Raw genomic sequence first — 12,653 nt, forward strand, 5'->3', positions numbered from 1 at the left:
TTCCCTACCACCGCCTTCCCATGACGGCAAGACAAATCCATGAACCTGGGGACGGTAAGTCAAACAGAACTCCGGAAAGTTTAACGACGAGGAGAAACCAAGGGACCAAAAGCAGCCTTTTGTTCAAAATTCTGAATTTGATTAATCGGTTTCATCCTCTCCGTCGTTCCGGAAGGAGGTTGGGGAACGCGATCTCTATCCAAAGGATTGTCCTGACCTGTACACGATGAAAAGGCCATGCCAACAAGCCCAACGCTCAACAACATCATCAGATTCTTCATAATTAACAATTATGATTCGCTCCCGGCATATTGCAAGGAGGATCTCGCCCTCCTCTCTCGTGCTTCCAACAAAAAACCCGGCATTCTTTGCGAATGCCGGGCCGGAGAAAATATTTACGAAAACCTTGCAGAAAGATATCAGCTCTGTGGGGCAAGAAGGAACACGCGATCTCCTTCTTCCACACGGTTGCCTTTGGCCAGGGTACCGGGAACGATGTCAGCCACAGTCTGGCTTCTTTCCTTGGAAGTTACTTTCAGTTTGGCAATGTTTTTACCATTCCGCGTTACCAGAAGGATCGTGTTGGGTTCAAGCGTGCTGCTTTCGCCCGCATTGAGAACAACAAAGCCCCACTGGGGATCGACCGCCGTCACCATGTACTCCTTGGAATTCGTAGCAAACTTAGCCTTGTAAAGTTCCTGAGATTTCTGCAGATTGGCAAGCTGGAGTTCCTTTTGGGCAGCCTTCTTGCCGGAAGCTTCGATGAGGGTGTTCATTTCCTCAAGAGCGCCATTGAGTTCTTCAGTCTTCTTTTTGGCTTCTTCCATCATGGTAACCACTTCCTGCGGATCTTTCACACCGTAAGAGGCAAGCTCATCTTCTACCTGCTTGTAGAGAGCTTTTTTCTCGGTCAATTCCTTGGCAATGGCTTCCTGCTTTGTTGTCAATTCGTTGGCAATGTCCTGCTGTTTGGCGACCTCAGCCTGTCTTTCACTGCGGCTCTTCAGCCACTGATCTCTTTCTTTTTCAGCAGCTTCACGCTGGCCTTCCCTTTGGATATGCAATGCGGACTGTGTCTTGTTTTCATTAACAAGTTCCAATTTATTCTCAATCGTAGCCGTGAGTTCAGCCTTTTGATTCAGAGAGAAGTAGGTACCGGCGCCTCCAACAAGGAGCAAGAGTATTAAGAGAGCGGGTTTCATGGAAGTATGATAAAGGTAAATAGTATTAGGAAAAATTACTGGGGACGAACGGCCACTACCTGATCACCGGGGCGAATCTGAATGCCTTCAGTGAGAGAAGAGGGAATGATATCTGCAGAGGACTTACCGGTTTCTACATTGCTAACGGAGAGTTCGGCAATCTTGTTACCATCGCGAAGCACTGCCAGACGAGAACCAAGAACGATACCGGCATTGGCACCGGAATCCAGTACGACAAAGCCCCATGTATCATAGACGTTGCGGATAGAAGTCTTCAAAGAAGCCGGAGAAACATGAGCGCGCTGGTCAGACTCCAATTTGTTAAGAGCGGCAATGCCGCTGTCTATCTGACCAATCCTGGCAACGAGAGCATCACGTTTGGCAGAGGCAGCATCGACCTGAGCCTTCAATTTAGCGTTGTCTTCCTTCATGCGGTCAATCTCACGCATTGTCTCGGCAACGTTAGCCATATCCTTGCTCTTGGCCTTGATCGAGTCAAGCTGGGCAGTCATGTTTTTGAGTTCTTCTTCCTTGGGCCCCATGGCCTTGGTCATGGCGTCATTGGAAGCGATCAGTTCGTCCAGTTTTTGCTGGAGAGCCTTGCAGTCGGCTTCATAAGAATTCCTCTTCTGCGTTGCATCAGCCAATTTAGCTTCTTCGTCTGCAAGAAGCTCATTGGTCTGAGCAAGGGTTGCTTTGGCAGTATCACGTGCCTGAATTTCTGCGTTAAGGGCCTCATTATTCTTGTAGGCGAAAAAGCCACCAGCAAGCATAACGACAACGGCTGCGATTGAGATTTTGGTCCACATAGGATGAAAGAGCGTATATAGGTTTCGTAAACTCCTTACAAACTGTCATGTTGATTGGACGATTTCAACACCAAAATACAGGGGAACGATTTTTTCTTTCCTCCCGTCACTTTCGGCAGTAACAAAAAAAGTGTGATGCATCCCCTTCTCAGAGTATTCTCCTATCTGCGCAAATACCCTATTTTAGCGAGTTTACAGCTATTTTGCGCCATCATGATGACTTTGGCTCTCGTCATTTTCCCGGAAGTGACACGTTACATCACCAACACGATCGTACCTGGAAAAAAGTGGGACGAACTCTGGTTTTGGTCCGGTCTGGCACTCGGAGGCTTCCTGATCCGTGACGCATGCAACATGTGCCGCATCCTTCTCAACAATACATTTGAGCAAAAAGTCATCTTTGATCTCAGGAGCGATCTGCACGGAAAAATACAGAGGCTTCCTCTTTCCTGGTTCGATTCCCGCAGGACGGGGGACATCATGTCGCGCATCATGGAAGACGTCACCTCGATGGAGCGAGTCTTGATTGACGGGGTGGAACAAGGGCTTGTAGCATCCATTCAGGTAATCGCCATGGCGGCGGCTCTGTTTTACATCAATCCGTCGGTTGCCGTCTGGGCTACGCTCCCTCTTCCTCTGCTTCTGGCCGGTTCTCTGTTCTACTCCCGCGACAGCCACGGCAGATTCCGTGCCGAACGCGAAGCTACAGGCAATCTCAATGCCCTGCTGCACGATAATATAGCGGGAATACGCCAGGTAAAAGCCTACGCCGCAGAAGAGGAAGAGCACCGTATCTTCCGCCAGTTTTCTTCAGTCCTCAAATCCGCCACGCTACGAATCATGCGTTGCTGGGCCGTGTTCAACCCGGGTATGAGTTTCATCAGTTCCCTCGGTTTCGTCGCCGTTCTTGCCTTCGGAGGACAAGCTGTCATGAAGGGAAATCTGGACATGGGAGAATGGCTGCAATTCTTCCTGATGATGGGATTCCTCTACGAACCCCTTGCCAGACTCCACCAGCTTAACCACATCCTTCTCGGAGGCAGGGCAGCCGCCATCCGCGTCTTTGAAATTCTGGATGAAAAGGAAGAGGAAAATTCGAATGAAGGGAACCATCTTCAAATGCCTGTTCGCGGCGAAATTCTTTTCGACAACGTTTCCTTCAATTATGTGCCGGGAGTCCCTACTTTGCACCATATCAATCTTTCCATCAGGCCGGGACAAATGGTGGCCCTGGTCGGAGCTACCGGAGCCGGTAAATCAACCCTGCTTTCCCTGCTCACCCGTTTTTACGAATGCACGGACGGAGAGATCTATCTGGACGGGCAACCCCTCTCCCTTTTATCCAAAGCCAGCCTCCGCACCGCCCTGGGATACGTCACGCAGGAATCTTTCCTCTTCAACGGTACGGTACGCGAAAACATGCTCTTGGGAAAACGGAATGCCACCGACGATGAGATTTTTCAAGCGCTTGCAGCCGCCCATGCAGACGAATTCGTCCAGGCTCTGCCCGAAGGACTGGATACCAATGTCGGTGAACGCGGAATCAAACTTTCAGGCGGCGAAAAGCAACGTATTTCCATCGCCCGGGCGCTCCTGAAAAATCCCCCGATCCTTCTGCTGGACGAGGCTACAGCCAGCGTCGACACCCATACGGAAAAGCAAATCCAGCAGGCACTGGACACCCTCATGAAAGGCAGAACCTCCTTTGTCATCGCCCACAGACTTTCCACGATACGCCATGCAGACATCATCTGCGTTCTGGAACAGGGTGAAATTGTCGAACAAGGAACCCATGACGAACTTATTGCCCTCGACGGTACATATGCCTCCCTGTCGCGGAAGTCATTCCTTTCCGAACACAACACATGATTACGCATCTTCTGACAGATAGCCCCGCCGACACACTCGCCCGGTTCAACTGCCTGATTTACGATCGTAACGCCGTTTCAATCATTCCTATTGCCTGCAATAGTAACCCATGAAGAAAAACCAACGCATCCGAAATATCTTCGCAGACCCAAATAATTTGTAATTTGCTTTCCTCTTCCCGGGCTTTTCATTAACCTTGCTCACCGTGAGCTATCAGGTCTTTGCCAGAAAATACCGTCCCCTGACCTTCGACGACGTTTTGGGTCAGGATCATGTTGTCCGTACCCTGCGCAACGCCATTGAGCAGAACCGCCTGGCGCATGCCTACCTGTTCGTCGGCCCTCGCGGAACGGGGAAAACATCCACTGCACGCATCTTCGCCAAAGCGCTCAATTGTACCGGCGGTCCCCGCGTTGATTTTGATCCCAACGAGGATATTTGCCGGGAAATAGCCGAAGGGCGCAGCCTGGATGTATTGGAGATTGACGGAGCATCCAATCGCGGGATCGACCATATCCGCGACTTGCGCGACAATGTACGCTTTGCTCCTTCGCGCGGCACATTCCGCATTGTGTACATCGATGAAGTCCACATGCTCACCAAAGAATCTTTCAATGCTCTGCTGAAAACGTTGGAAGAACCTCCTCCCCACGTCAAATTTATCTTTGCAACAACCGAACCGCACAAAATTCTCCCAACAATTCTGTCCCGTTGTCAGCGTTTCGACCTACGTCCCATCCCGGCGGAAATTATCGCCGAACACCTCCTGCATATCTGTGACCTGGAGCACGTCAAACTCTCTCGCGAAGCTGCATTCGCCATTGCGAAAGTAGCCGACGGGGGGATGCGCGACGCCCAGTCCATGCTCGACCAGCTCGTCTCATTCTGCGGTAATTCCATTGAGGAAGCCCAAGTTTTGAACATTTTCGGGATCACGTCCCGCGAAACCGTCGCCACGGGCCTGGCTTTGATTTTGGAAAAGAACCTGCCTGCCCTGCTCCGCCTCGTTCAGGAACAGGCGGAAGCCGGCAGGGATATGGGACAGCTCCTCTCGGAAATCATCTCTACCGTCCGCGAAGTACTTGTCAGCAAGGTCGATACTTCCGCCTCCATCGCCTCTATTCCTCCGGAACTTCAGGAGCGCATCTCCGCCATCGTCGTAAAAACCAGGACGGACAAAATCCTTCGTCTCGTCGAGATCCTCTCTGACACGGAAGATAAGATGAGGTGGTCCACTCAGAAACGCTTGCATCTGGAAATGGGTCTCATCAAGGCAGTCCATGCCATGGCCGAAGCCAGCATCAGCGATATCATCAAAGCCATTGAAGGAGCGCCGATTCCCCACACTCCGATCGAAGTATCCTCCCCCCCCTCCTTTTCCGCTACCCAGATTCCGGCTCCCGCCCAGTCTCAGCCCGCCCCGATTGTTCCGGAGAACCGGGATGAAGATTCCCGGATACCCCAGACTCCCCAAGCGATAGATAGCCAGCTATCCCCGGTCAAACCTACTCCGGAAGAACAGACTCCTTCCATTCCGGAACAGGAGATTTCCGCTCCCGAGTCCAATAAGACAGAAGCACCGGAACCGACCAGAGAAACAATCCCGCAGGAAACCATCCCCTCTTCCGAAGATACCGCTCCCGAGCCCAATCTTTCCGAAGGGAAAACCGATAACACTCCCGACTCTCAGCCAGAAGAACCGGCAGAACCCATGCCGAAGTCATCGTCCATACCCGAACCTCTCTCGGCCTTGTCCCCAGACCCCGTCCGTCCTCCTGAAACAGATTCGATGGACGAGTCTGAAGAATTTTTGCAGGAAGATACCGGGACGGAATGCTTCATGAACAACCTGTTCACGGGAGAACCGGAACCTCTCCCCGCCAAAGAGGAGACTACTCAACCGGAAATTGAAGACACCTCTGATCGGAACGAGGACGAAGCTGCCTGGAAAGAGACCATTGTTCGCCTTTCCTCCACTTCTCCCCTCAAGGCGGGATTCATCCAGTATTCGGCTTTCCTCAGTCGCCAAGGCGGCTTCTACACCGTCGGCGTACACCCTACCGACAGCCAGGCAAGGGACACCCTGCAGCACCCCAGCCTGAAAGAACAGGCAGAAACAATCCTGACCGAATTGCTGCACTGTCCCATCACTCTCCGCGTTGAAATGAGTTCCCTCGTCCCGGAACCTCCCGAACCGGAACCCATCCCCGAACCGGAACAAAAACCCAAACCCAAGCCGCTTCCCCCGGCTCCGGAACCTCCCGTTGAAGCACCCAAGCTAGTCGACGAAGAAAAGCAGGCCGAGGACTACTACAAAGATCCCTTTATTGAAAAAGCCCTGGCCATCTTCAAAGCACGTATCATCTCCTGAAATGGTGTGCCCACCATTTTCTCCCTCCTCAATACATATCCTAACAGACCACCATGAATATCATGAAATTGATGAAACAAGCCCAGGAAATGCAGGCCGGGCTTGCCGCCGCTCAAGAAAAGCTCGCCACCGAAACTGTTGAATCGGAAGGAGCCGCCGGTAAAATCAAAGTAACGGCCACCTGCGACGGCACAATTACCTCTCTCACAATCGATCCTTCCATTCTGGATCCCAACGATGCTGAATTCCTTCAAGAACTTCTGCTTGCAACCATCCAGAACGCCATCAGCAAAGGTAAGGAAAAGGCCGCATCGGAAATGAAAAAGCTGACTGGCGGCATGGAATTGCCTCCCGGCTTCGGCATGTAAGCACCAGTTTCCCTACTGTGCCAGCTCTCTCCTCCATACCCCGCAAGAAGCACAGTAATTCAGCCTACCGCAATCTGGGGCTCCAGTGCGGCAGGCTTATGGCCTTTTTTTCTCTGTGCGGGCTGTTTCTTATCTCTTTTTCCTTTTACAAAGGATCCGACATAACAGCAATCATATCCACTATTCCCCAGTGGATATGGGCCTCAGTCCTGGGCATGCCCGCAGTCCTCGCCTGGATCTTCTTCCGTTCGAAAATCGGGTTGGTCGTTTTCCTCCTCTGGACATTGTACGGCATCACCACTCTGGATTCCCTTCCCTCCATCGCCAGAACGGGAATGAACCAGTACAAACTGCCATCTCACCCCGGCCTCCAATCGTGGCGCATCGTCACCATTGATTGCCGAGGCATGAAAAACATACCCACAGCCGCCCTGGCCAAGCTCAATGCCGATGTCATTTTCCTCCAAGGGGCCAGAGACCCGAATCAAACAGTCGAAATGGCCCTGACCCTGTTCGGCAACTCCGCCCGTGCCCGCCAAATCGGCACATGCGCCATTATTTGTTCCAACGGGGAACTCTCCCAAGTAGCGCCTATCCCCGATACGGAAAGTCTGATGGTTGACTGGATTCCCCGCCATTCCAACCTTCCTATCCGTCTAGTCAATATCAGCCTGGCCCATCGTCAGACGAAGATGAACTTCCTTCTTCCCGAACACTGGAAATACTATTCCAAACTCCGTTCTTTCCACCGGCTTGAAATCGACAACATCTTAAATGCGTTGAAAGACCAGGGAAACAAAGTCGGCAACATGCCCATCATTATGGCTGGAAACTTCAATGCGGCCCCTTCATCTTCCACATTCAAATCCATCGGCAGCAATTTTTTGGATGTTTACCGGGAAACGGGAACGGGGTTCGGAGCAACGACTCCGGCACAATTTCCCATCCTGCGCCAAAACAGGATTTTCACGACGTCCCCTCTGCTGCCTATCCATTCAGACACGGTCACCATCCCCGGAGCCATCCACAAAGCCGTTGTTTCCGATATCTCCAAACATTGACAAGGATAACACGCGGTTTCCTTCACCAACCGTTCAGTCTTCGTCGATAATCATGCTCCGGAGAGAGGAAATAAAGTCGGACTCTTCCTCGGGAGTTATCTCTTGCTCCATGATCTCCTCCCAGGTTTCGTAAATGTAGAGATCTTCCGGGATTTCTCCGATAAATGATGAACGACGACACGGCATGCGATCTCCATACCGGAGGCGAGTCGAACAAAAAGTCATCATCAGGCGTTCCTGGGCACGCGTAATACCGACGTAAAGAAGGCGTCTCTCTTCATCGCAATTTCCGTCTTCAAGAGAACGTTTGTGAGGCAGAATCCCTTCTTCGAGACCAACAAGGTAGACAATCGGAAATTCGAGACCCTTGGAGGCATGCATGGTAATCAGGCATACACCGGCCTTGTTTTCTACATCGTCATCATCATCGTCCTGATCAAGAGAGACCTTGGCCAGATAGTCGGTCAGGTTTTTACCGGGCTCCCAGTAGCGTCTGAGGTCGGCCTTGACGTCCCCGATCCCTATGAGACGTTTCTGCTCCTCGTTCTCCGTCTTGCAACTGCGGCAAACATAACCTTCATAGCCGGTCTCCTCAATCAATTCCGCAAGAAGATCGCCAAAGTCCTGTTCGCTAGCGGCAAACAAGGTTGCATATTTATCAACCAGACGACAGAATTCCTGGACGCTGTTACGCACGCGAGTCGAAAACTGCGACAACAGTTCTTCATCATTCAAGGCTTCCCAGACGCTCTGTTCGTGTTCCCGGCTCCAGTCGATTGCAAGATGTGCCGTCGTTTCACTGATGCCGCGTGGCGGAGTATTGAGAACGCGCAGGAGGTGCAAATCCGCCTTAGGATTGTCCATCAACCCCAGATAGGCAATCAAATCCTTCACCTCTTTGCGGTCGAAGAAGCTTTGGGTGCCCACCATTCTATACGGGATTTTATGTTCTCGAAGGGTTTGCTCGATAATACGGCTCTGTGTATTGGCCCTGAAAAGGATGGCAAAATCCTCCCAGTTCCTGTTCTCGCGGCGGCGTATCGTTTCGAGATCCGTGACAATAAATTCCGCTTCTTCCGCATCCCCCGGCATGGAAATGAGCCTGACAGGTTCACCATTGCCCTTGTGGGCGTACAAGGTTTTCTCACGGCGCCCGAGGTTATGCTTGATCAAAGCATTTGCAGCATTAAGAATCGGCGCCGTACAACGGTAATTCTCCTCCAGCTTGATCACGGTAGGATTGGGGAAGAAACGTTCGAAATCCAGAATATTACTGATCTGCGCACCGCGCCACCCGTAGATGGATTGGTCGTCGTCCCCCACGACGCAAACGTTATGTTCCGGTCCGACAAGCTGCTTGAGAAGGCTCATTTGCAGGCTGTTGGTATCCTGGAATTCGTCCACCGTAATGTAGCGGAACCTGCTCCTCCAGGCTTCACGGACATCGGGATATTCCCGCAGGATCTTCTCCGCCATAATCAACAGGTCGTCAAAGTCCACCGCATTCTGGGCAATCAGTTCCCGCTGGTACGAAGATGCAATCGTCGCCAGCAAATCATCCTTGATAGAATCGATATTGAGACCGGCATTCTTCACTGAGCTCATGGCTGCCAGTACATCCTTGGGCTCCACCTTTTCTTTTCTCCCGCCATGCCTCACGATCAACTGGCGCAACAGCCCCACCTGATCGCTACCGGCATAAATCGTAAAATTTTCCTTATAGCCCAGTTTCCCGATATCCTCGCGCAGGATACGCGTACACAGGGAGTGGAACGTGCTGATCATCATGGCTCGGGCGGCTTTGCGCGCGACCATCTGGCCAATGCGTTCACGCATTTCATTGGCAGCCTTGTTTGTAAACGTAACAGCCAGGATATTGCGTCCCGGAATACCATGTTCCACCATATGAGAGATACGGCACGTCACCGTACGCGTCTTGCCGGTACCGGCTCCGGCAAGAATAAGCACCGGGCCATTTAACGTAACGACGGCCTGTCTTTGCGCCCGGTTCAAGCTGTCGAGAGAAAATGACGATGCCATGGTATTTCAATTATCCGTTTCGGTCTTCAACAGGATTAAAAATCATTCCCGGATCAAGGGGGCGACCTGCAGCAAATTGCGCCACCGACATACGCTTGCCGCCATCCGGCTGGACGGCAGGCACCAAAAGTGCCCCTTCCGCACAAGCAACGAGGAGACCATGCTCTCCAATCGAGAGGATCTCACCTGGCACGCCACGGCTTTCCTTTTTGACTTTTGCACAGGGGAAAAGTTTCAATGTCTTGATCCTGCCCTTGCGATCCCTGAACAAGGTGTACGTACCCGGCCAGGGATCATATGCACGCATGGCGCGTTCAATTTCCACGGCCGACAGATTCCAGTCAATCAATCCGTCAGATCTCTGCAATTTGGGAGCATACGTCGCCAGATATTCGTTCTGGCGCGTTCGCGTAGCCGTTCCGGATTCGATAGAATGGATCACGTCCATCAGCACATCGGGGGCCAGATTCGCGAGAACATCATGCATCATCCCGCAGGTTTCCTTGCCCATCAGAGGAAGCGACACGGACTTGATGATATCCCCGGCGTCCAGTTTGCGAACCATATGCATAATCGTCACCCCCGTGGAGGAGTCTCCTTCCTTAATGGCGGCGGCGATACAGGACGCGCCACGGTGCCGCGGCAAGATCGATGCATGGGCATTGATGCAGCCCAGAGGGGGCATGGAGATCACTTCCTCGGAGAGAATCTGTCCATAAGCCATCACAACGATAAGGTCCGGCTTCAACTCCGCCAGCGCTTGGACAGCCTCCGGCTTTCGAAGCGATTCTGGTTGCAAGACAGGAACATCCGCATCCTCGGCCATCACTTTGAGTGCAGGCGGAGTCATGACCTGATGCCGTCCGACAGGACGATCCGGCTGCGTCACGAGACCAACGACATTGGACTTGTTCAATAACCGGCGGAATGAAGGCAATGCGATATTGCCAGTTCCCATGAATACGATGCGCATGAGGGTGAGATTGCCGTGTGACCCAACATTGGTCAACGGCTAAGTCGCAAAGACAGTCATTTTTACTCGGTCACCGGCTCGGCAATCGGGATATTCTCGTAGTTTCTGTCGTATTCGACCGGAACATTCCGTTCCTGAATCAAGTTGATTTTTCTTATCTTACGGTGCGTCTTCCGGGCATTTTGCTGGATCATCAGGAAATTTTCCACCTGTCGTTCCGTATCATACACCCCGAAAACCGCTTCACATCCATCTTCGAACTCAACCAGATAAGACCATTCGTTACGAATGCTGATTCTACTGAGCTTGGAGATGAATTCGGACTTTTCACGACGGATCAACACGATCAAATCCACGGCACGGTCCAGAATTTCCACCTTTTCTCCCGGAGAAATCTCACCTTCGTCCGGCGTCGGCACGGACAGTATCGGGCAATCCATATAGTCTTTGTGAATTTCCTTATGGCAAGGAAACACCACACCATCGGCATCCACAAACATACCGTGTTCAACATCATGGGAACGGATGCCCAGCTTGGGGCAGTCAAGCCAGGCAATAGGCACCCGGGCATCGATCTCCACACACAATGTAGACGGGAGTTCCCGGCGGACGGTCGCCTTTCTGATGGCAGGAAAAGCCATCAGTTTCTGTTCCAAGGCATCCACATCCAACGATAGCAGCACCTCCTTGCCCTGCAGCCCCATCAGCTGCAGTACTTGATCCTCAAGAATAACCCCATTTGTTTTGAGTTCCAGTTCCTTAAAGGAAAGTCCATCATACCTGGAGATATAATTGGACCACAGGAACCTAATACTCCATGCCAAGGCAAAGAAAATCACCAGAAGCGTCAGCACAGAAACGAGCCGACGGCCAAAACGCTTCCAAAAACGCGGACGAAAGCCTTTTTTAATCAACTCCTTTTCCAAAGCCCGCATTTCCTCGCGCTTGCTTCCCGGTTGGATACAAGTTGTGGATTTGCGGGCCATGGATCAAAGTAGAATGGTATAAGGCAACGGATCGGGTCACCCCCGGCTTGTCGCCAGTGAAATTTCTGCGATACGCTCACAAAGAGCCTCATAGGACAATCCGATCTCACCAGCGGCCTTAGGCAGAAGGCTGGAGGAAGTCATCCCCGGAATCGTGTTGATTTCCAGCACAAAAGGCTTCTGGTCTGAATCGCGCAACATCACATCGACCCTGCCATAAACTTCCACTCCTACCGCTTTGTATGCGGCCAGGGCGGCCTCCTGTACGGCAAGCGTAGCCTCCTTGGAAATATCGGCCGGACAAATGTAATCCGTACCGCCTCCCATATTCATCCACGGATACTTGTTCTTCAGATCATAAAACCCGGAACGCGGACAGATGTGGACGACAGGCAGAGCCACGCCGTCCAGGATACCTACCGTCAGTTCCTTGCCCTGGATAAATTCTTCCACGAGGATGGCCGTACCATGCTGAACGACTTCTTCCATCGCCGGCAGCAAATCCTCCTGCTTATGGACAATATGAACACCTACGCTGGATCCTTCGCAAGCCGGCTTGATCACCAGGGGTAATGGAAGAGTAGGCAACACAAGCCCATCGGAACAATCCAGAATCTCACAAGCGGGGGTCGGAACTCCCGCTTCCATGAAAACCTCCTTGGATTTCACCTTGTCGAAGGCAATCTCACTAGTTCTGACACCCGCTCCCGTGTAAGGCATTCCTCTGGCTTCCAATGTTCTTTGCAACGAACCGTCTTCGCCGAAAGTCCCGTGGATCACGTTGTAAGCCAGCTCCGTCCCTTCGGGCAGGACAAAGTCCGGCGTCCGGACATCCACTTCCGTCACGTGCGTAAACCCGCCATCCCGCAAAGCACCCGCCACAGCCCGGCCGGAAACGAGGGAAACTTCCCGTTCAGCTCCCGGACCGCCAATCAGGACAGCAATTCTTGTATCTTTCGAAAGATTCATAACCG

Annotated in this window: 10 protein-coding genes; 4 read left to right on the forward strand and 6 right to left on the reverse strand. The window is 52.1% G+C overall.

Features of this window, described 5'->3' with window-relative positions:
- Positions 1-419: 419 nt before the first annotated feature.
- Both QET40_RS12080 and QET40_RS12085 read right to left on the reverse strand, forming a co-directional pair.
- Positions 420-1,202 carry a hypothetical protein gene (locus QET40_RS12080; protein ID WP_280127427.1) on the reverse strand — a complete coding sequence of 261 codons (783 nt, stop codon included), beginning with the start codon at positions 1,200-1,202 and terminating at the stop codon, positions 420-422.
- 35 nt (positions 1,203-1,237) lie between these two features.
- A complete protein-coding gene (locus tag QET40_RS12085) occupies positions 1,238-2,011 on the reverse strand; it encodes a hypothetical protein (protein WP_280127428.1) in 774 nt (257 codons plus the stop codon).
- 135 nt (positions 2,012-2,146) lie between these two features.
- Here QET40_RS12085 and QET40_RS12090 point away from each other — a divergent pair, with 135 nt between their 5' ends.
- The 4 genes from QET40_RS12090 (at position 2,147) to QET40_RS12105 (ending at position 7,680) form a co-directional block, all read left to right on the forward strand.
- A complete protein-coding gene (locus tag QET40_RS12090) occupies positions 2,147-3,880 on the forward strand; it encodes an ABC transporter ATP-binding protein (RefSeq protein ID WP_280127514.1) in 1,734 nt (577 codons plus the stop codon).
- A gap of 205 nt (positions 3,881-4,085) precedes the next feature.
- Entirely contained in the window at positions 4,086-6,251 is a 2,166-nt protein-coding gene (gene dnaX, locus QET40_RS12095; RefSeq protein ID WP_280127429.1) for a DNA polymerase III subunit gamma/tau, read from the forward strand.
- Between the two features lie 53 nt (positions 6,252-6,304).
- Entirely contained in the window at positions 6,305-6,619 is a 315-nt protein-coding gene (locus tag QET40_RS12100) for a YbaB/EbfC family nucleoid-associated protein (protein ID WP_280127430.1), read from the forward strand.
- 215 nt (positions 6,620-6,834) lie between these two features.
- A complete protein-coding gene (locus QET40_RS12105; protein ID WP_280127431.1) occupies positions 6,835-7,680 on the forward strand; it encodes an endonuclease/exonuclease/phosphatase family protein in 846 nt (281 codons plus the stop codon).
- A 33-nt stretch (positions 7,681-7,713) separates the two neighbouring features.
- Here the strand turns inward: QET40_RS12105 and QET40_RS12110 are convergent, their stop codons facing one another.
- From QET40_RS12110 to QET40_RS12125, 4 genes are all read right to left on the reverse strand, one after another.
- On the reverse strand, positions 7,714-9,720 hold the full coding sequence (locus QET40_RS12110) for a UvrD-helicase domain-containing protein (protein WP_280127432.1): 2,007 nt from the start codon (positions 9,718-9,720) through the stop codon (positions 7,714-7,716).
- A 10-nt stretch (positions 9,721-9,730) separates the two neighbouring features.
- Entirely contained in the window at positions 9,731-10,693 is a 963-nt protein-coding gene (gene fmt, locus QET40_RS12115; RefSeq protein WP_280127433.1) for a methionyl-tRNA formyltransferase, read from the reverse strand.
- A 62-nt stretch (positions 10,694-10,755) separates the two neighbouring features.
- Positions 10,756-11,679, reverse strand: a complete 924-nt coding sequence (locus QET40_RS12120) for an FtsQ-type POTRA domain-containing protein (RefSeq protein ID WP_280127434.1) — start codon at positions 11,677-11,679, stop codon at positions 10,756-10,758.
- A 36-nt stretch (positions 11,680-11,715) separates the two neighbouring features.
- Positions 11,716-12,648: a D-alanine--D-alanine ligase gene (locus tag QET40_RS12125; RefSeq protein ID WP_280127435.1), complete on the reverse strand. Its 933-nt coding sequence runs from the start codon at positions 12,646-12,648 to the stop codon at positions 11,716-11,718.
- Positions 12,649-12,653: the final 5 nt, after the last annotated feature.

Origin of the sequence: Akkermansia sp. N21169 (genome assembly GCF_029854675.1) — a bacterium.
GTDB lineage: Bacteria > Verrucomicrobiota > Verrucomicrobiia > Verrucomicrobiales > Akkermansiaceae > Akkermansia.